At 66.3% G+C, this 21128-nt stretch carries 16 protein-coding genes; 4 read left to right on the top strand and 12 right to left on the bottom strand.

What is annotated here, in order from left to right; genetic code table 11:
• Positions 1–17: 17 nt before the first annotated feature.
• The 9 genes from BSF38_RS20315 to BSF38_RS20275 all read right to left on the bottom strand — a co-directional run bounded on the left by BSF38_RS20315 (position 18) and on the right by BSF38_RS20275 (position 8220).
• On the bottom strand, positions 18–821 hold the full coding sequence (locus BSF38_RS20315; RefSeq protein WP_076348685.1) for a S24 family peptidase: 804 nt from the start codon (positions 819–821) through the stop codon (positions 18–20).
• Between the two features lie 410 nt (positions 822–1231).
• Entirely contained in the window at positions 1232–1531 is a 300-nt protein-coding gene (locus BSF38_RS20310) for a metal-sulfur cluster assembly factor (protein WP_076348683.1), read from the bottom strand.
• Between the two features lie 37 nt (positions 1532–1568).
• Positions 1569–1886 (bottom strand): non-heme iron oxygenase ferredoxin subunit, encoded by a 318-nt coding sequence (locus BSF38_RS20305; protein WP_076348681.1) that lies wholly within the window; start codon positions 1884–1886, stop codon positions 1569–1571.
• Positions 1887–1899: 13 nt separating this feature from the next.
• Positions 1900–2343, bottom strand: coding sequence for a SufE family protein (locus BSF38_RS20300; protein ID WP_076348679.1), 444 nt, complete (start codon positions 2341–2343; stop codon positions 1900–1902).
• A gap of 56 nt (positions 2344–2399) precedes the next feature.
• Positions 2400–3254 carry a sulfurtransferase gene (locus BSF38_RS20295; protein ID WP_076348677.1) on the bottom strand — a complete coding sequence of 285 codons (855 nt, stop codon included), beginning with the start codon at positions 3252–3254 and terminating at the stop codon, positions 2400–2402.
• Between the two features lie 45 nt (positions 3255–3299).
• Entirely contained in the window at positions 3300–4634 is a 1335-nt protein-coding gene (sufD, locus tag BSF38_RS20290) for a Fe-S cluster assembly protein SufD (protein ID WP_076348675.1), read from the bottom strand.
• 538 nt (positions 4635–5172) lie between these two features.
• The gene (sufB, locus tag BSF38_RS20285) at positions 5173–6588 is read right to left on the bottom strand and encodes a Fe-S cluster assembly protein SufB (protein WP_076348673.1); all 1416 of its coding nucleotides are present in this window, start codon (positions 6586–6588) and stop codon (positions 5173–5175) included.
• Between the two features lie 85 nt (positions 6589–6673).
• The gene (gene sufC, locus BSF38_RS20280) at positions 6674–7516 is read right to left on the bottom strand and encodes a Fe-S cluster assembly ATPase SufC (RefSeq protein WP_076348671.1); all 843 of its coding nucleotides are present in this window, start codon (positions 7514–7516) and stop codon (positions 6674–6676) included.
• A 5-nt stretch (positions 7517–7521) separates the two neighbouring features.
• Positions 7522–8220 carry a helix-turn-helix transcriptional regulator gene (locus tag BSF38_RS20275; protein ID WP_076348669.1) on the bottom strand — a complete coding sequence of 233 codons (699 nt, stop codon included), beginning with the start codon at positions 8218–8220 and terminating at the stop codon, positions 7522–7524.
• Positions 8221–8566: 346 nt separating this feature from the next.
• Here BSF38_RS20275 and BSF38_RS20270 point away from each other — a divergent pair, with 346 nt between their 5' ends.
• From BSF38_RS20270 to BSF38_RS20260, 3 genes are all read left to right on the top strand, one after another.
• The gene (locus BSF38_RS20270; RefSeq protein ID WP_076348667.1) at positions 8567–12103 is read left to right on the top strand and encodes a serine/threonine-protein kinase; all 3537 of its coding nucleotides are present in this window, start codon (positions 8567–8569) and stop codon (positions 12101–12103) included.
• Positions 12104–12248: 145 nt separating this feature from the next.
• Positions 12249–12440, top strand: a complete 192-nt coding sequence (locus BSF38_RS20265) for a hypothetical protein (RefSeq protein WP_076348665.1) — start codon at positions 12249–12251, stop codon at positions 12438–12440.
• 64 nt (positions 12441–12504) lie between these two features.
• On the top strand, positions 12505–13830 hold the full coding sequence (locus BSF38_RS20260) for an NHLP bacteriocin system secretion protein (RefSeq protein ID WP_076348663.1): 1326 nt from the start codon (positions 12505–12507) through the stop codon (positions 13828–13830).
• A 45-nt stretch (positions 13831–13875) separates the two neighbouring features.
• Here the strand turns inward: BSF38_RS20260 and BSF38_RS20255 are convergent, their stop codons facing one another.
• Together BSF38_RS20255 and sigJ are read right to left on the bottom strand one after the other, a co-directional pair.
• Positions 13876–14340 (bottom strand): carboxymuconolactone decarboxylase family protein, encoded by a 465-nt coding sequence (locus BSF38_RS20255; protein ID WP_076348661.1) that lies wholly within the window; start codon positions 14338–14340, stop codon positions 13876–13878.
• Positions 14341–14350: 10 nt separating this feature from the next.
• Positions 14351–15265 carry an RNA polymerase sigma factor SigJ gene (gene sigJ, locus BSF38_RS20250; protein ID WP_076348659.1) on the bottom strand — a complete coding sequence of 305 codons (915 nt, stop codon included), beginning with the start codon at positions 15263–15265 and terminating at the stop codon, positions 14351–14353.
• A gap of 271 nt (positions 15266–15536) precedes the next feature.
• Here sigJ and BSF38_RS20245 point away from each other — a divergent pair, with 271 nt between their 5' ends.
• Positions 15537–20831 (top strand): NHLP family bacteriocin export ABC transporter peptidase/permease/ATPase subunit, encoded by a 5295-nt coding sequence (locus BSF38_RS20245; RefSeq protein ID WP_076348657.1) that lies wholly within the window; start codon positions 15537–15539, stop codon positions 20829–20831.
• A gap of 36 nt (positions 20832–20867) precedes the next feature.
• Here BSF38_RS20245 and BSF38_RS31435 read toward each other — a convergent pair whose 3' ends face one another.
• On the bottom strand, positions 20868–21011 hold the full coding sequence (locus BSF38_RS31435) for a hypothetical protein (protein WP_168189421.1): 144 nt from the start codon (positions 21009–21011) through the stop codon (positions 20868–20870).
• Positions 21012–21128: the final 117 nt, after the last annotated feature.

Raw genomic sequence — 21128 nt, 5'->3', positions numbered from 1 at the left:
ACCCATCGGCGATCGGCTCAGGACTCGGAGAACCGGCTCCACGACCAGACGACCTGGCCGATCAGGAAGTTGGGGCTGGCCTCCCCCATCTCGACGGGGACCAACGGGAACTCGCGCCCCGCCTGATTAGGCCGGAGGATCAGATGACGTCCGCTGACGTCCAGCCACCGGATCATCGGCACGCCGTCGGGACACGCGGCGACGATCCGGCCTCGGAGTTCCATCGGATTGGTGATGCTGCGGTCGATCGCCACGATCGAGCCCGACGGCAGGATTGGATTCATCGAATCGTCGATCATCCGAACGCCGACGGTCTGCGCGGGATTCGCCAACCAGTGGCGGTACGCCAGAACGTGGCCCTCGATCCGCGACGCGTCCAGTTCCGGCTTGGCCAGGGCGTCGAGCGGGAACAGTTTCACGGCCTCGAATTCCGAGGTCAACCGCGCGGGCAAGTTCTCGGGAGCGACGACGATCGCCTTCTGCGACGCCCGCTCAAGCTTCTCCAGCCCGCGCCGGATCAGCTCGACGGGCGACAGGTCGGAGAGCATGCGGTCGTCGGAGGCCGGGCTGTATCGGGGACCGTCGCCCGAGATCAGATACATCGGGTTGGCTCCGGTCTGCTCGATGAACGCGAGCAAGACCTCGGCGGGGACCGTGACCCCCGTCTCGTAGTTGTACCACGTACGAGCCGGCAGGCTGAGTCGACGGGCGAGCTCAGGGCCGCCATGGTCGCCGAACAGTTCCTGACGGATCTCTCGCAATCGGCGCGAGAGCGACGCCTTCAGGCTGACACGTACTTTCGGAGTCTTCTTCCGAGCCACGGCGCTCGATCCCGTAAAGGGAACCTCCCAGGTCCATTTTGATCGTCTTGGGGCCTGGGAGTGAGCGGAGCCTGAACCGACCTCAAAGTCCTGAAGTGAGGACTGTGAAATGGGTTCCAACAGCCTTGAGCCGTCCGTCGAACTCCTCCCGCGGCGTCGACGGATCAACCTAGCACAAATCGATCAATAAGTCACGGGCATGAGCCGTTGTTCTACTAAAGCACCCTCTCACGTCGAGAAATGACAACAAACCTCGCTCTCGTGCGTTTTTTTCGCTCCTCGCGACCTCGCGGAGAACGGTGTCGCGAGCCAACCCACCGAGCGCAAACCAATACTTGGCAATGAGATCCGGGGCGTGGGTCGGCGACCGGCTTGATCGTGCCGCCGGACGACCCGCATCCTGGTTCTTCTTAGTAGACGCCGAGCTCGTCGCGCGCCGCGTCGGTCATGCGGTCGGGCGACCACGGGGGGGACATGACCAGTTTGACGTTGGCTTTGGCGACGCCTTCGACCTTCTCCAGGGCCGTGACCGCGTTACGAAGGATCTCGGGGCCGACCGGGCAGGCGGGCGAGGTCAGGGTCATCTCCATGTTGACGTGGTCGTCCTCGGCCTGGATGGTGTAGACCAAGCCCAGGTCGAGGATGTTGACGTTCAGCTCGGGGTCCTTGACGGTCCGGAGGGCGTCGAGCAAGGCCTCTTGTTCAATCATGGATAAATCTCCTCGCTGATTACGTGGTTTCTTGAAGTCAGTCCTGAATGCGAATATAGACGTCGTCGCCGCGAAGTTCGACCTCGTGGACGGCGACCGGTTCGATCGCGGGGAAGCGGAGAACCTTGCCGGTCCGGACGTCGAACCGTGCGCCGTGGCGCGGGCATTCGATTTCCACGCCCTCGAGGTCCCCCTCGGCGAGCGGTCCGCCGTCGTGAGTGCAGACGTCGTCGATCGCATAGTAAGTATCGTCGTTGACCCGGAACAGGGCGATCGCGCGGCCGTCGACGTCGAGAAGCTTCTTGCCGCCGGGCGCGAGTTCCGAGCGGGACGCCGCCTTGACCGGTTCGGGCATACTGTTCATCCTATCAGGTAGAAGTTGAGCCGTGCTGGGCGACGGCCGCGCGCGCGACCTCGCGCTTGATTCGCCGGAGGACGCCGCTGAGCCCCCGGACCCGGAGCATTCCCAGCACTTCGGTCAGGCCGCACTGGTCGACCAGGTCGGCGGGCGCCTTGAAAACGTCTTCGGGGGTCGAGCCGTTGAGCCCTTCGAGAACCAGCGATACGAACCCGCGGACCGTCGGGGCTTCGATCGGCGCGTCGGCGTAAAGCGCCACCCGGTCGCCGATCATGTCGACGAACAGATAGACGGGCGACTGGCACTCCTCGACCCGGTGCTCGGCGTCCTTCCTGGCTTCGAGTGAGGCGGGCAGGGGTGGGAGGTTCTTCGCGAAGTCGATCAGCAGTTCGATCCGTTCTTGGCGGTCGGCGTCGCGAAGCTCGGCGATGATGGCGTCGAGTGCGGCTGGCATGGCGTTCCTCGGTAGCTTGCGGTTCGGGACGGCGCGGGCCGATCCCGGCGGGTTCGTCAGGCCCCGCGCGCGATCGGGGCGCGGACCAGGTTGCCCCACTCCGTCCACGAACCATCATAATTGCGGACCCGGTCGAAGCCGAGCAGGAAAGTCAGGACGAACCAGGTCAGGCTCGATCGTTCGCCGATCCGGCAGTAGGCGATCACGTCGTCGGCCGGCTTCAAGCCGAGGTCCTTCTGGTAGATGGCGCGCAGCTCGTCGACCGACTTGAACGTGCCGTCGTCGTTGACCGCGCGGTTCCAGGGGACGTTCCGCGCGGTGGGGATGTGGCCGCCGCGAAGCGAGCCCTCCTGGGGATACTCCTCCATGTGGAGCATCTCGCCGGTGAACTCCTTCGGGCTCCGGACGTCGATCAGGGGCTTCGACGCCTTGAGGTGGGCCGAGACGTCGTCGCGGAAGGCGCGGATGGCCGCTTCGCCGTCGCCGGCCGCCTTGTAGTTCGTGCTGGGGTAGCTGGGGACCTCGCGAGTGACCGGTCGGCCCTCGTCGATCCAGAGCTTGCGACCGCCGTTCATGATCTTCAGGTTCTTATGGCCGAACAGGGTGAACGCCCAGAAGGCGTAGCAGGCCCACCAGTTCGACTTGTCGCCGTAGAAGACGACCGTGGTGTCTGCGGCGATGCCGTTCTTCGAGCAGAGTTCGGCGAACCTCTCGGCGTTGATGTAGTCGCGGACGATCTGATCCTGGAGGTCGCCCTGCCAGTCGATCCGGACGGCGCCCGGGATATGTCCTACGTCGTAGAGTAACAGATCCTCGTCGCTCTCGACGATCCGGATCTTGGGATCGCGAAGGTGCTCCTGGACCCAATCGGCTGAGACGAGCGCGTCGGGATGCGCGTAAGGTTCCCCCATCAGACGAACTCCTTCCTTCCGGAAGCAAACGAACGACCAGGAATCTCAGGAATTTCCGAGCTTGGCGGCGACGGCCTGCCGAAGTGTTTCGCGGACCGGCTCGACGGTGATCCGGTCATAGACGTTGGCGAAGAAGCCCTCGACGATCAGCCGGACGGCCGTCTCGCGGGGGATGCCGCGCGCCTGGCAGAGGAAGATCATCTCCTCGTCGACCTTTCCGGCGGTGGCGCCGTGGGTGCAACGGACGTCGTTGGCCTCGATCTCCAGGCCGGGGATCGAGTCGGCGCGGGCCGCCTCGGAGAGGATGAGGTTGTCGTTCTTCTGGTAGGCGTCGGTGCGTTGGGCGTCCTTCTCGACACGGATCATGCCCTTCCAGACGATCCGCGACCGGTCCTTCAACCCGCTCTTGTAGAGGAGGTCGCTGGTGGTGTGGGGTGCCATGTGGTCTTGCCGGGTGAAGTAGGCGAGGTGCTGCTTGCCGGTCGTGAACATGACGCCGTTGACCTGGGCGCTGGCCCCCTGCCCCGTCAGCGCGACTTCTTGATTCACCTTCGAGAGCCGCGATCCCAGGGCGCCGACGGTCCACTGCAACGAGGCGTCGCGACCGACCAGGGCGCGCTCGCGGGTGAAGTGCCAGGTGGCCGCGTCCCAGTTCTGGAGGTTGACCAGGCGGAGCCGGGACGACGCCTCTTGAACCACTTCGACGGCCCCGACGTGCAAAGCCGGGGCGTCGCCTCGGCCTTGGCTAGCCGTCTCGCGGACGAGCGTGGCCTCGGCACCCTCCTCAAGCACGACCAGGGTGTGACTGAAGTCGACGCGGCCCTCCTCGGTCATGCCGGCCACGCTGAACAACGGAAGCTCGACCTTCACGCCCTTGGGGACGTAAAGCAGCGTCCCGCCGCTCCAGAAGGCCGCGTGCAGCGCCGCGAACACGTCGTCGGACGGCTTCACGACCTCGGTGTGGAGGTACCGTTTGAGCAGCTCGGGATGATCCTTCGCGGCCGTATCCAGGTCGACGAAGACCGCGCCGCCAAGCTTGGCGGGATCGGCCTTGCGGACCAGGGCCCCGTCGACGTGCTCGACGCCGGTCCCGTAATGCGAGCTGAGGGTTTCCCAGAGCGGGTCGAAGGCCGAACGGGCCCGGGCGCTCGGCTCGACGGCCGAGGCGGGGCCGAACTCGTTCATCTTCAGCGCGCGGACGTCGGTCCGCCGCCACTCCTCGTCGCGCATGGTCGGCCAGGCGAACGCCTGGAACCGGGCGAACGCCTCGCGCCGCCGGTCGGTCAACCAGCCGGGCTCGTCGCGCCCCTTGAGGAAGGCCTCGAAGGCCTCTTCGGTGAATCCGCCGGTGATCGTCTTGGAAGAAGCTGCAGTTGTCATCAGGAATTTATCTCAATCAATGACCCATCAGAACGAGGCGTCTTCGCTCCAGATTCGTCTTGTTCTCGCGCGACGTGTTCCACCAGTGAACGGGCGAGTCGCCCATAGATTCCGGGGACGGACGCATCGTCTCCGCAGTACCGTATCCTCATCACCCTGAAATTGGTCCCAAGCCGGCGGTTCGCTTCCAACAGAGCTTCCTGCGCCTCGCGTCGGAGGTCGATTCGATCGTCCGAAGCCTCAATCGTCACTTCGGAGTTTTCGAAAGTGACTCTCTCCAACACGGGCGTCGAGGACTCTCCCCCGGTGGACAACGCGACTCCCCAAAAATGACGATGGGGGCCGCTGACTCGGGTGACGACGTCGAGATCGCCGATCCTGGTAAACTGTATGGTTTCTAGGGCTCATGTAGACCATTCGGTGGGCGGCCTCTGCATCTTCGGATGGTGGGCATCGCCCACCATCCGAACTCGTTGCTGTGTGGGCAGTGAAAAAAGTAGGCGGCGCCCCCCCCTTCAAGAACGTCCGGCGCCCGACCTCAGCCGACCGAGCCTTCCATCTGGAGCTGGATCAGTTTGTTCATCTCGACGGCGTACTCCATCGGCAGCTCCTTGACGAGGGGCTCGATGAAGCCGCTGACGATCAGGGTGGAGGCTTCGGCTTCGGAGAGGCCGCGGCTCTTCAGATAGAAAAGCTGCTCCTCGCCGATCTTGGAGACGCTGGCCTCGTGGCCGATCTTGACGTCGTCCTCGTCGATCTCGATGTACGGGTAGGTGTCGGACCGGCTGAGCGGGTCGAGAATCAGGGCGTCGCAGACGACGTTCGACTTCGACCCCTTGGCCCCGGGGGCCACCTTGAGCAGGCCGCGGTAGCTGGCCCGGCCGCCGTTCTTGCTGATGCTCTTGGAGATGATCCGCGAGCTGGTGTGGGGCGCCGCGTGGACGACCTTGCCGCCGGCGTCCTGGTGCTGGCCCTTGCCGGCGAAGGCGATCGAGAGGATCTCGCCGCGGGCGCCCTTGCCGACCATGTAGACGGCCGGGTACTTCATCGTCAGCTTGCTGCCGAGGTTGCCGTCGACCCACTCCATGAGGGCGTCTTCATGGGCGACCGCGCGCTTGGTGACGAGGTTGTAGATGTTGTTGGCCCAGTTCTGGATCGTCGTGTAGCGGCAGCGACCGCCCTTCTTGACGACGATCTCGACCACGGCCGAGTGCAGGCTCTCGGACGAGTACATCGGGGCCGTGCAGCCTTCGACGTAATGGATCTGGGCGCCTTCCTCGACGATGATCAGGGTCCGCTCGAACTGGCCCATGCTCTCGGCGTTGATCCGGAAGTAGGCCTGGAGCGGGATGTCGACCTTGACGCCGGCGGGGATGTAGACGAACGAGCCGCCGCTCCAGACGGCCGAGTTGAGCGCGGCGAACTTGTTGTCCTCGATCGGGATGATCGTCCCAAGGTACTCCTTGACGATGTCGGGGTATTCGCGGACCGCCGTGTCGGTGTCGACGAACAGGACGCCCTTCTTCTGGAGGTCTTCACGCAGGCTGTGGTAGACGACCTCCGACTCGTACTGGGCGCCGACGCCGGCCAGAAACTTGCGCTCGGCCTCGGGGATGCCGAGCTTGTCGAACGTGTTCTTGATGTCGGCGGGGACGTCGTCCCACGACTTACCCTGGCGGTCGGCGGCCTTCATGTAGTAGTGAATGTCGTCGAAGTTCAGCTCGGAGAGCTCGCCGCCCCAGGTGGGCGTCGGCTTCTTGTGGAAGACGTCGAGCGCCTTGAGGCGGAAGTCGCGCATCCACGACGGCTCGTTCTTCATCTCCGAGATCTGGTTGACGACGTCGCGCGACAGCCCCCTGCCGCTCTTGAAGGCGTAGTTTTCGTCGGAGTCGCGAAATCCGTACTTATACTCGTCCTTGATGCCTGCCACCTGAAGATTCAGATCGGTCGCCATCGCGGTTTCCTCTTGTTCTCGTTGGGAATCGTCTGTCTCGCCGGGTCTCGTCAACGACGCGCGGGGGCGTCACGGGGCCGTCGGGTCACTTGACCAACTGGCCGGCGCCCTGCGGGTTGGGGTTGGCGGCTTCCAATTCGTCTTCGTCGCGGGCCGCCTCGGGGTACTTGGCGCGGACCCAGTCGTAGCCTTCGCGTTCGAGCTGCTTGACCAGTTCGGGGCCCCCTTCCTCGACGATCTGGCCGCCGAAGAGGATGTGCACGAACTGGGGCTTGATGTAGGTCAAAATGCGTTCGTAGTGGGTGATGACCAGAACGCCGGTCGAGTGCTTGGCGGCGACCCGGTTGACTCCCTCGGAAACGATCCGGACGGCGTCGATGTCGAGGCCGCTGTCGGTTTCGTCGAGGATCGCGAAGGCCGGCCGAAGCATCGCCAGTTGAAGGATCTCGGCCCGCTTCTTCTCGCCGCCGGAGAACCCTTCATTCAGGTAGCGGCGGGCGAACTCCTGGTCCATGCCCAAGTCGTCCATCTCCTGGCGCAGCTCCTTGCGGAAGTCGCGCATCGGGATCAGGTCCTGGCCTTCCTTCCGCTCCGGGTTGCGGACGTTGGTGACCGCGTGCCGCAGGAAGTTGGCGACCGTCACGCCGGGGATCGCCGTGGGGTACTGGAACGCCAGGAAGACGCCCGCCTTGGCCCGCTCGTCGGGTTCCAGGGCCAGAAGGTCCTGGCCGTCGATCGTGACCGTGCCGCCGGTCACTTCGTAGTTCGGGTGGCCCATCAGAGCGTAGCTCAGGGTGCTCTTTCCCGAGCCGTTGGGGCCCATCAGCGCATGGACTTCGCCCTGCTTGATGGTCAGGTCGACCCCTTTCAGGATCTCCTTGCCCTCGATGGCGACTCGTAGATTCTCGATCCGAAGTACCTTGCTCATCGAAATTACACCCTGTTGAGATCGTCTTCGTAAGACAGGCTTCCAAATCCCTGGGACGATCCTCCGACCGCCAGGCTCACGGCCGGCTTGGCCTGGAAATCGCACGAGCGGTCGCCGTCGAGACGGCATTGGCTGAGCTTCAGCCCCGCGCCCAGGATCTTTTCCAACATTTTTCGTTCCAGGCCGCAGATCGCCCGGTCCATCTCCGCGAGCTCGTAATACGGGCACGAGTGCTGACGAAGGAACGGCAGCACGACGGCGTCGTCCCGGGCCACCTCGGCCTCGACCCCGCGCCCCTGAAGCAGGCCGCTGAGCTGAACCAGGCGGCCCTCCCACTCGTCCCCCTTGACCTGCGCCCGGTAGACGTCGGCCAGCCGTTCGGTGACTCTCAGGAACAGATGCCGCCTGAGCTTGCGGTCGGCCATCGTCCCCATCATCTCCTCCCAGAGCGCGACGGCGAGGTCGGCGTAGTTCTGGCCGAGCCGCTTATGCGCCTCGACGCTCGCCTCGTACGTGTGCTTGGGGCGGCCTCGCCCGTCCTGGCGCGACCGTCGCTCCACCAAGCCGTTGCCGACCAACCGCGCCAGCCGATTGCGCACCGCCGTGCCGGTCACGCCCATCTCCGCGACCATCTCGTTGACGGTCAAGGGACCGCGGCGGCGGATCAAGTCCAACAGGCTTCGATCGGACGACTCGGACATCATCTCCGCCTCCCCACACGGCGTTCACAGGTACGGCAGAACTCCATTCTACGGGTCGCGGCTCCCCCTCGTCCATGACTCCCGGCCGCATTCTCGCCTTTTATACAAAAAGAATTGCGAAAAATCGATCCGCGCGACGAGAATCGCGCCGCCGGGTTTCTTCCACGAGCTTGGGCCGTGCGACGGTTCGAGAATTCCGGGCGCGGGGTGACGGCATCTCCAATTGAACACGCCGCCGGGATCGACCAAACTCAATGATGGAAAGCGAGCTTCCGACAAAGCGAGGATGCATGATCGTGCAAGCGATCGACCCGCGTCGAAACGACACGGGCAAGGTTGGGGGGTCTTTGTGACCGACGTCGATCAAGAACTGCTGGTGGCCGTCCTGGCGACGTTGACCGACACGATCCCGGAGGAGACGGTCGCCAGCGTGGTGACGCAATGGGCTCAGGATTCTACCCGTTCCCTGGCCGAGCTGCTCAAGGATCAAGGCGGCCTGGACGAGCGCCAGCTCCAGGTTCTGCGGCGCATCGTCGCGGCCCATTGGGAGAGCTGTCACCACGACCTTGGGCGCAGTCTGGAAGCCTGGAGCGTCGCGACGCATTTGCCGGACGGACGGACCGAGGTCGAACACGTGGAGAGCCGCCCCCAGCTCGGCGACTTCCTGGCGCGGTATCTCGACCGGACGCCGGCTCAGGGCTCGATCGAGGCCGAGGGCGCTCCGGGCCCCATGGAACTTCCGGATTCGGCCTCCGACACGCGCTATCAGATCCTTCGATCGCACGCCAAGGGGGGGATCGGGCAGGTCTGGGTGGCTCGCGACCGCGAACTTCAACGCGAGGTCGCGCTCAAGAAGCTTCAGGGCCGATACGCCGATCGCGGCGACCTCCGCGCGCGGTTCCTCCTGGAAGCCGAGATCACCGGCAAGCTTGAGCATCCCGGGATCGTGCCGGTCTACAGCCTGGGCAAGGACGCCGAGGGACGCCCGTTCTACGCGATGCGGCTGATTCGCGGCGACAGCCTGGCGGTCACGATCCAGCGGTTCCACGAGGCCCGCAAGAAAGCCGAGGCCGAGGCCGGCGCGGGCGAGTCGCCCCCCACCTGGGGGATCGAGTTCCAGGCGATCCTCCGCCGCTTTCTGGACACCTGCGACACCCTCGCCTACGCGCACAGCCGGGGGGTGATCCATCGCGACCTGAAGCCGGGCAACATCATGCTCGGCCCCTACGGCGAGACGCTGGTCGTCGACTGGGGGCTCGCCAAGATCATCGACAAGCCCGACGCCGCGTCAGGGCTCAGCGACGACGAGCCCGAGCCGGACGACTCGGGCCCGACGTCGTCGAGCGACACGAGGCCCGGCACCAGCATCGGCACGCCGTCGTACATGAGCCCCGAACAGGCTCGGGGCGACCTCGACCAGATCGGGCCGCGCAGCGACGTCTACAGCCTGGGGGCCACGCTCTACGAGCTTCTGACGGGGGTCGTCCCGTTCCGCGGCGACCGGGCGCCGCTGATCATCGCCGCCGTCCTCAAGGGCAACCTGACCTCTCCCTTCGCTCTGGCGCCGTCGGCCCCGCCGCCGCTCGTCGCCGTCTGCCGCAAGGCGATGGCCTACGAGCCCGAGGACCGGTACGAGACGGCCGGGGCGCTGGCCCGCGACCTAGAGAACTGGTTGGGGGACGAGCCGGTCTCGGCCTATCCCGAGGGGCGTTCGGAACGGCTTTCGCGGTGGATCCGGCGGCACCGCACCTGGGCCTACTCGGCCGCCGCCGCCCTGGTCGGCCTCAGCCTGATCGCTTTGATCGCCGTGGCCTTCGTCGACGCCGCCCGGCGAAACGCCGTCGAGGCCCACAAGGAAGCCGAAGACAACTTCAGTCTGGCGCAAGCGGCCGTCGACGAATACCTCACCAAGGTCAGCGAGAGCACCCTACTCAAGGAGGAAGACTCGCTCGACATGCGACGGCTCCGTCAGGAGCTGCTCCAGACGGCGCTCCGCTATTACCAGAAGTTCGTCGAGGAGCGGAAAAGCGATCCCCGGCTCCGTCGCCAGCTCGGCTCGGCCTATCATCGCGTCGGCATCATCCGCGGCGAGATCGACACCCCCCAGACGGCCCTCGAACCCCTGCGCGAGGCCCGCGCCGTCTGGGACGGGCTGCTCGAAAAAGCCCCGCACGACCTGGACCTCCAGGCGAAGCGCGCCCAGACCCTGATCCAGATCGGCAACGTCCTGGCCAAGATCGACCGGCCGCGCGAGGCGATGCGGTCGCTCGAAGAAGCGGCGGAAGTGCTCGAAGTTCAGACCGGCCTGACCCCGTCGAATTCCGACCTCCTCATGGAGCTGGCCGCCTGCTATTCGGAAATGAGCGCGATCCAGGCGACGCAGGAGCAAGCCGACGGCGCCCTCGCGTCGTTGGCCAAGGCGCATCGAGTCCTTCGTCGACTCATCGATCAGTCTCCGAACGAGATCCTGTATCAGCGAGCCCTTGCGGAAGTCGTCAACAATCAGGGCTTCGTCTCGTTCAAGCGACTCGACTATCCCAAGGCGCTGGAGGCGTTCCAGGAGTCGCAGGCGATCTGCCTGAGCCTGGTCGACCGCGCGCCGCCGGGCCCCAAGCCGATCCGCGATCTCGAATTGCTCGGGATCAGTTATTACAACATCGGCAACATCCAGACGCACGATGGTGCGTTCACGAAGGCCCTGGCGTCGTACGACCAGTCGATCATCTACCGCTCGGCGCTGGTGGAAGGGCACCCGTCGGTCCCTCGGTTCCAGGTCGAACTCGGCAAGAGCCATCGCGAGATCGCCTTCGCCCAGCATTTCTCCGGCCGAGACGCGGACGCGCTCGACTCGCTCAACCGGTCTCGAACCATCCTCGAACCCCTCGTCAAGAACGATCCCCGACGCGCTCTGTTCCACAACCAACTCGGCCGAACCCTGAACAACATCGGCTACATCCACGACGAGCAGCGCGACAACCGCAAGGCGTTCGTCCACTTCCAGGAAGCCGTCGTCGAGCACCGTCGAGCCGTCGCCGAATCGGTCGACGCCCACGAATACAAGTACTTTCTCGCCATCTCGCTCGGCAATCTGGGAGAGCAATACGTCGATCTGGGAGACCCGACCAAGAGCCTGCCCTACTTCGAAGAATCGCTCCAGGCGCTCCGGGAGCTTCTGAGCGTCAATCCGGACAACGACGAGTACTGGAACAACGTGGTCGACTCCTTGTCGAGCCTCGCCGCTCTTCGACGTCAACTCGGCGAGCCGGCGCGCGCTCTCGACGACCTCAAGGAAGCCGGCCGGATGATCGAATCCGCCGTCCCGACTTCGACCCGGAAGTCGAGTCTGCAATGCCAGTTGAGCGGACAACTGGTCCAGCAGGCCGGCTGCCTGGCTGATCAAAACGAGTTGGCCAAGGCCGAGGCGGTCCTCGAACAGGCCGCGACCCTGATGCGAACCGAGCGGTCGCAGGCGGGTCCCGCCGACGAGCCGGCCACGCGGCGGGGGCTGTCCGAGGCCCTCCAGGATCTCGCCCGCGTCCGCCGACTCCAAGGTCGGCCCGACGCCTCGGCCCGCGCCGCCGCCGAACGCCTGACCCTCTGGAACCGCGCGAACCGCGACGAGCTGGCGACCCTGGCCTCGCAAGCGGCGGCCCGCGCCTGTCTCGTCGGCTACGGCCGCGCCCCCCTCCCCCCACGCGGCGACGCCGTGCGGGAACTGTTCATCCAAGCCGCGGTCGACGACTTTCGACTCGCGTGGGCCCTCGGGTTCCGGGACGGGCCGCGCATCCGCGCTGACCACGATCTCAACGCGATCCTTGATCGCGAGCCCCTCCGCGCCCTTCGCGACGACCTCGACTTCCCCGAACGGCCGTTCGCTGCGCCATAATGAACCAATGAACACGGCGCATTCCCAAGCGATTCTTTTCTCGTCGCACGGCCGTCGCGATGTGTAAGAATAACTTGGAATCCGCGTATCTTTCCGGCAAGGAAAATGGCTGACGATCCCGTCTCTGGAAGTAGGAGATTCCCCCATGGCTGCATCGAGCCACAATCCGCCGAAGGATTCGGACAACTCGCCCAAGAAGTCCTCGGACACCGTCAATCTGACGCCCGACGAGCTGCGGCGGATTTCCGGCGGCGCCAAGATCGGCGTGATCCCGCCGACGCCGACTCCTCCGCCCACACCCCCGGGCAACGGCAATACACCGAATCCCAACACCTGAGCCGGGATCACTTCCTGAACCGCCGCACGCGGTCGGGGACCAAGAGCCTGGGGCCGGATGATTCATGACCGCGACCGAAACCGCAGCCCCCAAGCCGGCGATCGAGAGTCACGGCCCCGCGCTCGAGGATCTCGACGCTCTGGTCGAGGTCACGTCGCCCCACGCCTGGGCTTCGCTGACGACCCTGTTCCTGATCTGCGGCGCGGCGGTGACGTTCGCGTTCCTGTATGAAGTGCCCAAGAAGGTGCACGGCGACGGCATCCTGCTGATCGACAAGGACACGCTCGCCCAGGTCCGCTCGCACGGCGACGGCCGGCTGGCTTCACTCGACGTCAAGCTCGGCGATCGAGTCGCCAAGGGCCTCAAAATCGGCCTGCTGTCGCAGGAAAACCTGAAGGACGAGATCCATGAGACCCAGACGCGCCTCGACGAGCTGAGGAACGAGGACGTCCGGCTCACCGAGTTCGAGCAAGACGAGCGCAAAACGCAGGAGCTGGCCGTCCATCAGCTTCGCCAGACGCTCCAGACGACGATCGACAACAACCGGATCGGCCTCAAGGTGGCCGAGATGATCAAGGACGGGTCCGAGCGGCTCCGTTCGCGGAACCAGTTGAGCAACCTCGACCTGCTCGAATCACTCGAAAAGCTCTACGAGATCCGCAACAACGTCGATGTCGGCGGCACGAAGATCGCCGAGCTGAGCCTCACCTGGCTCACCGCCGAGAACGCGCGTCGCAAGACCGCGCTCCAGCGACGGCTGGAGATCAATCGGCTCGAAACCAAGCTCGACCTCGAGCGCGCGAAGCTCGATCGCACGTCGCGGATCATCGCGCCGGTGGAGGGGAAAGTCACCCAGATCCTGACGGCCGTCAACGAGATGGTCCACGAGGGTTCGCCGGTGGTCTTGCTGTCGACGGAGCGGACCGATTCCGCCGCCGACGAGGTCCGCGGCCCCTCTGAATGCATCGTGTTCGTCGCCGCCGGCGAGGGGAAGAAGATCAACGTCGGCGACCACGTCGAGGTCGTCCCCGCCACCGTCAAGCGCGAAGAGCACGGGTTCATCCACGGCCGCGTCGCCGCCGTGTCGGAGATGCCCGCCACGAAGCTCGCCATGGAGACGGCCCTGCCGCACCCCGACCTGGTCGAGAGCTTCTTGAAAAAGTACGCGCCAGGGGTCTTGCTGCGGGTCCACATCCATCTGGAGGAACGCCCGGCCGGCCGGCTCGCCGACGACGGCCCTCGCAACAACCGCTTCCGCTGGTCGTCCCGATCCGGCTCGGCCCAGACGCTCAAGACCGCCACGATGTGCGAGGCCGCCGTCGTCGTCGAGCGCCAGCGACTGATCCACCTCGTCGTCCCCTGGACGAGAAAACTCCTGGGCGCCGACTGAGCGGCTCGCGTGAGCTGGACCGCCCCGAATACGAGCCCGTTCCGATCACACTTTGAACTGGCCCACCTTGTAGGTTCCGGGCGTGATCCGGAAGCTGACGGCGAGGCGGTTGTAGCTGTTGATGACGACTGCGGCCCAGGTCAGGTCGGTCAGCTCCTTCTCGCTGAACTGCCCGCGCGCCTGCTCGTAGACCTCGTCGGACGGGCCGCCGTCGGCGATCCGCGTCACGGCCTCGGTCCAGGCGAGCGCCGCGCGCTCGCGGTCGGTGAATTGCGGCGCCTCGCGCCAGACGTTCAGCAGGTAGATCCGCTGCTCGGTCTCGCCCGCGGCCCGGGCGTCCTTCGTGTGCATGTCGAGGCAGAAGCCGCAGCCGTTGATCTGCGACGCCCGGATCTTGACCAGTTCGAGAAGGCTCGACTCCAGCCCGCAGCGTTCGAGGTACGAGCCGAGGGCGAACATGGCCTTCATCGGTTCGGGCGACGCGCTCGCGTATTCCATGCGCTGGTTCATGATTCGTCTCCTAGGATTGAGGTTCACTTGCCGTATCGTTAATGGGTTCCGGTCCTGAGAAAGACCACCGTTCGAGTTTGTCGGGGTTCAGGACGACGTAAAGCGTTCCGACGCTCCCGCGATTCTCGGCGAACGTGACGAGCGAGACGGCTTTTCCTGACGCCGAATAGAACACGCCCGGTCGGCCGTTTACGATGGTCGCCGACTCGTCGCAGTGGAGATAAAACTTGCGGAAAGTCACAGCGAGCAGCTTGGCGATCTGTCGGGGGTCGGTAAGGGGCCGAGGTGCCGCGTGGACCTTGCCGCCGCCGTCGGAGTACAGGACCGCGTCGGGCGTCAGCAGTGATTCGATGGCGTGGACGTCGCCCGACCGGCAGGCGTCGAAGAACCGCGCCGCGAGGTCCTCGGCCTGCTCCGCCGTCGAGTGGAACCGCCGATCCTTGTTGTCGACATGCTTCCGGGCGCGGGCGACGATCTGCCGGACGTTCACCGGCGTCTTGTCGAGCAGCGCGGCGATCTCCTCGAATTCATAGCCGAAGACCTCGCGCAGCAAGTAGGCGGCCCGCTCCGACGGCGACAGGGTTTCGAGCAGGACGAGAAACGCCATCGACAGCGATTCCGCCAGTTCCAGGCTGTCGTCGCCGGCCCCCGCCCAGGTCTCGGCGACCGGCTCGGGGAGCCAGGGGCCGAAGTACGTCTCGCGGCGTTTGGCCTGCCGGAGACGGTCGATGCAAAGCCGCGTGGTCGCCTTCACGAGCCAGGCGTCGGGCGCGGCGACGTCCGAAACCTGCTGATAGCGCAGATAGGCGTCTTGCACGGCGTCCTCGGCGTCGGCCGCGCTGCCGAGCATGCGATACGCCAGGGCCAGGAGCCTCGGCCGCATCCGCTCGACTTCCGTTTCGCTTGTTTCCAGGTCGGCGTTCATGGCGAGTTCCTGGTCCACATCTTGCCTCACGGTTTCCCCGAGCCCGATCCGATCAGCAGCAAGGACGCCGACGGTCGAGATTCCGTGACATCGACGCCGAGAATCCTCGGAACGGATCCCGAAATTTGACGCCGCAGTTCACCTGCCGATTCCACACGATCGTCACAACCGACTCTTTTCTCCACAAGGCAAGAGTGGATGGCATAATAGGTTTCGACTCACTATTCCACCTAGACCCCGCAGGCTCCGCGGAGAGCCGGAAACATCGAGTATGCCGAGCGATCGAGAGCGACGACACCGGCCGGTCCGCACGCCGACGGTCCTCCAGATGGAGGCTACCGAGTGCGGGGCCGCGGCGCTGGGGATCATCCTCGAATACCACGGCCGGTATGTGCCGCTGGACGTCCTGCGCGAAGACTGCGGGGTATCGCGCGACGGCAGCAACGCCTACTACATCCGCGAAGCGGCCAGACGGTATGGGCTGGAGACGTCGGCCTTCCGCAAGCCGGCGGCGGGGCTCGCCACGAAGAAGCCGCCGCTGATGGTCTTCTGGCAGTGGAACCACTTCCTCGTGGTCGAGGGTTTCGCGCGCGGCAAGGTGTATCTCAACGATCCCGCCTGCGGCCGTCGGGTCGTGAGCTTCGCCGAGTTCGAGAAGCAGTACAGCGGCATCGCGTTTTCGTTCGAGCCGGGGAAGACTTTCAAGCGCAAGGGGAACCGGCCCGGCGTTCTGAAGGGACTCTCCCGACGGCTCTCGACTTCCAAGACCGCGCTCTGGTTCGTGATCCTCGCAGGCCTGGTTCTGGTCGCGCCCGCGCTGGTGGCCGCCTCGTTTCAGCGCGTGTTCATCGACGAGATCCTCGTCGAGGGCCGTCGCGACTGGCTCAAGCCGCTGCTGATCGGCATGGGCCTCACGGCCGTGGTCCGGCTGGCCGCCGTGACGCTCCAGCAGGTGTATCTGACCCGGCTCGAAATCCGGATGGCGCTCTCGGAGTCGGTCAAGTTCCTGCAACACCTGTTGCGGCTGCCGATGAACTTCTATCAGCACCGCTACGCGGGCGATCTGGTCAGCCGGGCGGTCAGCACCGTCCGCGTGGCGCAATTGATCTCGGGAGAGCTGGCCACCACGGCGGTGAGCTTCTTGACGGTGATCTTCTTCGCGGCCGTCATGTTCCCGTACGACCCGCTGCTGACGGTCGTGGGCGTCGGGATCAGCAGCGTGAACCTGCTGGTCCTCCGGTGGTTGAGCCGCTGGCGGATCGACCGCAACCGGACGATCGAGCAGGTGCGCGGCCGGCTGGCGGCGAGCCTCATGTGGGCGATCCAGATCATCGAGACCGTCAAGGCGACGGGGGCCGAGTCGGACCTCCTGGCGCGGTGGACCGGCCACCAGGCCCGCGTCGTCAGCTCCGAGCAAGACCTGGGCGCGTACGATACGGTGCTGATGATCCTGCCGCCGTTCCTGTCGGTGATGACGTCGATCGTGATCCTCGGCCTGGGCGGCCGGCAGGTCGCGGCCGGCAGCCTCACGATCGGCGCGCTCGTGGCGTTTCAGGCGCTCCTGGCCCATTTCAACCAGCCGTTCCGCGACTTCGCGCGGCTGGGTTCCGAGGTGCAGGAGCTGCAAGCCGACCTCGATCGGATCGACGACGTCCGTTCCCACCGGCTCGACCCGCTGCTGACGCCGCGTCCGGCGCCCGCTTCGCCGACGGCCTGGCCGCCGCGGCTCGACGGCCGCCTGGAGCTGCGGTCGGTGACGTTCGGCTACAACCGGACCGTCGACGAGCCGCTGATCAAGGACTTCTCGATGGAGATCCGGCCGGGCCGACGGGTCGCCCTGGTGGGAGGCTCGGGGGCCGGCAAGTCGACGCTCGCCCGGCTGATCGTGGGGCTGCATCAGCCCTGGAGCGGCGAAGTGCTTCACGACGGCCGGCCGATCGCCGAGATCCCCCGCGAGGTGTTCGTCAACTCGGTGGCGATGGTCGACGAACGCATCAGCATGTTCCAGGGCACGGTCCGCGACAACCTGACGCTCTGGGACGATCGAATCAGCGTCGATAGGCTGTCGCACGCCGGCCTGAGCGCAGCGATCCACGGCGACCTCCTCCAGCGCCGGGGGGGCTACGACGCGGCGGTTGCTGAGCAGGCGCGGAACTTCTCGGGGGGCCAGCGGCAGCGGCTCGAAATCGCCAGGGCGGTCGTCCGCGACCCCAGCCTGCTGGTGCTCGACGAGGCGTCGAGCGCGCTCGACCCCAAGACCGAGGCGATCGTCGACGACCACCTCCGCCGTCGAGGCTGCTCGTGCCTGATCATCGCCCACCGGCTCAGCACGATCCGCGACTGCGACGAGATCATCGTCCTGGCCGCCGGCCGGGTCGTCCAGCGCGGGACGCACGAGGACCTGATCCGCGAGCCCGACGGCGAATACGCCCGGCTGCTCTCGCAGCAGTCGACGCCGGCGCCCCGAGGCTCGCGGCTGACGACCTTGCTCGCCTCGGATCGGACGTCGGCCTTCGCCCGCAACGGCCAGGGGGCGGCCGTCTCCGTCTTGGCCTCAGCCTCATGGGTCGGCTCGGACGACCCCTCGAACGACGATTCGTCCGGACCGAAGTTTTTGATCGAGGAGCTTCAGTCGTTCAGCCGCCCCGAGGAGACGGCCGCCAACAACCCGCTGCCGCTCGATGATCCCGAATCCGTCTGGTGGGTGGAGCGCGGGCAGGTCGACGTCTTCTTCACGCAGCCCGATGGAGCAGGCGGCCCCGGCCGGAGGCGGCACCTCTGCCGCGTCGAGGAAGGGGGGTCGATCTTCGCCGTCAGCGGCGTGCGAGGGCGATCCGGGGGCGGGCTGCTCGCCGTCGGGGTCGGCTCGGCGTTGCTCCGCAAGTTCGCGCGCGGCGACCTGATGCGGCTCAGCTTTGAAGAGTCGCTCGCCGAGCAGGTCGCGCTTCTGATCGACGACTGGATCTTCCGCGTCAGCCGCGCCCTGGGCGAGTCGATCACGCGGCGGACTCAAATCGACCTGACGCTCGGCGAAGATATCGAGGTCGCGCAAGGCGCTCGTTACGGCGTCGCCAAGGGGATCGCCTGGGTCCGCCGGCTCGACGGCGGCTCGCTGTTCCTCGACGCCCAGCCGCTGCCGGCCGACGAGCGCGAGTCGCGGTTCCCGCTGTCCGAACACCTCTGGCTGACGGCCCTGGCCGACTGCCGCGTGACGGCCTGCGACACGCTGACGATGGTGCGGACGGGAGACCCGTGGGCGGGCTTGATGGATTTCCATCGCGCGGTGCTCGACGACTTCGCGCGGATCGAGCACCGTGAGGCCGAGCGTTCCCAGGCCGAGCTGACCGGCGCCGTCGCCGCCGAGTCGGCCTTGACGCGACGGTTCTCGATCCAGCTCGCGGCGGTCGCCAACAACGCGGCCGGCGTTCGCGCCGAGCCCGGTGCCGACCCGTTGCTCGCGGCCTGCCAAGCCGTCGGCCGCGAGTTGGGCGTCGACGTCCGCGCCCCCCGGCGGCGGTCCGACGACGAGCCCGACGACGGGGGCCATCCCCTCGCCGAACTCGCCCGCGCCTCGGGCTTCCTGATCCGCCCGGTAACGCTCCCCCCCGGCTGGCACGATCGGACGCCAGGCGGGCCGCTCCTGGCGGAATTCGACGACGGCGAGCCGAGGCCCGTCGCGCTTGTACCCCCTTCCGGCTGGCGACGCCTCTTCCGGCGCTCGTACGAGATGGTCGACCCGGCCAAGGGGAGTCGACGGCCGATCGACGCGGCGGTCGCCGGGCGGATCTCGCTCAAGGCCTGGAGCTTCTACGCCACGCTGCCCGATCATCGACTGGGGATGATCGACCTTCTGCGGTTCTGCCGGAGCAGGGTTCGCGGCGAGGTCCGGCTGGTCTTCGCCCTGGCCTTCGCGGCGGGCCTCCTCGGGCTGGGAATCCCGATCGGCGTCGGCGTTCTGGTCGACGACGTGATCCCCGACGCCGACCTTCCGACCGCCGGCTGGTCGCGGCTGGTGGTCCTCTGCTCGTTCTTGCTGACCCTGGCCTACTCGGTCACGATGTTGCAGGTTTTCCAGGGCCTCACGATGCTCCGGATCGAGGGCAAGCTGACGCCCTCGGTCGTCCCCGCCGTCTGGGACCGCCTGCTCCGGCTGCCGACCCGGTTCTTCGCCGACTACTCCTCGGGCGACCTGGCCCTTCGGGCGATGGGCCTGGACGCGATCTTCAAGAAGGCCTCGGGCGCCGCCGTCACGACCGTCGTGACCGGCCTGACGTCGCTGTTCAACCTCGCCTTGCTGTTCTGGTATAGCTGGCGGCTGGCGCTGATCGCCTCGCTGCTGGTCGGCCTCATGTTCGTGGTCACGATGGCGATTCTCGCCGGCCAGCTTCGCCAGGAGACGGCGATTCGCAGGGTCGAGGGCTCGATCATCGGCTTCTTGCTGGAACTCGTGGGAGGCGTGTCGAAGCTCCGCACGGCGGGCGCGGAGAACCGGGCGTTCGGCCGTTGGGCCGAGCGCTACGTCGAGCAGCTTCGGCTGACGGTCAAGGCGCGGCGGTACGCCAACCGGCTGCACCGGTTCTTCGCCATCTTTCCGATGCTGGTCGCGATGGTCGTGTACTTGGGCGCGGTCCATCTGGTCGACGGACCGAAGACGACGGGCGACTTCCTCGCGTTCACGATCGCGCTGTCCGGCGTGGTGGGCTCGGTGCTGGCGGTGGGGTTCACGCTGCTGAGCTTGCTCGAACTGCCGCCGTTGTACCAACGCGTGCGGCCGATCCTCGAAGCCGTGCCCGAGTTTCCGGCCGCGGCGGTCGAGCCCATCCAGCTATCGGGTTCGCTGGCGCTGAACGGGGTGTCGTTCCGCTATCCGGGTCAGGACGGCGGCGGCGCCAAGGTGCTGGACGACGTGAACATCCAGGTGCGGCCCGGCGAGTTCGTGGCGATCGTCGGCGCCTCGGGCTCGGGCAAGTCGACGATCATGCGGCTGCTGATGGGTTTCGAGACGCCCGGCGTCGGCGCCGTGCTGTTCGACGGCCGCGAGTTGGCGACGCTCGATCTCCGCGAGGTCCGCCGCCAGATCGGCGTGGTGCTCCAGAACGCCGACCTGATGCCGGGCGACCTGTACAGCAACATCGTCGGCTTCGCCCCCGACCTGACCATGGACGACGCCTGGCGCGCCGCCCGGCTGGCGGGGATCGATGACGACATCGCCCAGCTCCCCATGCAGATGCACACCCTCGTCAGCGAAGGGGGAGGGAGCCTCTCGGGCGGTCAGCGGCAGCGGCTTTTGATCGCCCGCGCCGTCGTCCGCCGCCCGCGTATTCTGCTGTTGGACGAGGCCACCAGCTCGCTCGAAAACGTCACCCAGGCGATCGTCTCCGAGAGCCTCGCGCGCGAGCTCAAAGGGACCACCCGGGTCGTGATCGCGCACCGCCTGACCACCGTGGTTCAGGCGGATCGGATCTACGTGGTCAAGGCGGGCAAGATCGCGCAGGCGGGCCGATACGACCAGCTCGTCGCCGAGCCCGGCCCGTTTCAAGAGCTGGTGCATCGCCAGACGGTCTGATCGAGATCAAGGCCGACGCCGGAAGCGGTTCCGGCCTTACAGGCCCTTGCCGCCGAGGTGCTTGCGCTTGCGGGGGTTGCGGACGCCGTGGTGCTTCACGCGCCGGCCCTTGGCCGTCGGTGAACTGTCGGCCCGCCGCTTCCACTTGCCACTCTTGCGATGCTTCGTCTTGACCTTCATCACGCCCACCATTTTCTAAAAGTCGACGCGGAACGAACACCCCGGAAAACCAACCCAACGGCGGGCCGGAGCGCGCAACCGCGATCATCGATTTCGAAGAAGGACGATTATGCCCGC

The organism is Paludisphaera borealis (assembly GCF_001956985.1).
GTDB lineage: Bacteria > Planctomycetota > Planctomycetia > Isosphaerales > Isosphaeraceae > Paludisphaera > Paludisphaera borealis.
The sequence above is the reverse complement of the archived record's forward strand: the minus strand, read 5'-3'. Positions and strand labels throughout refer to the sequence as shown.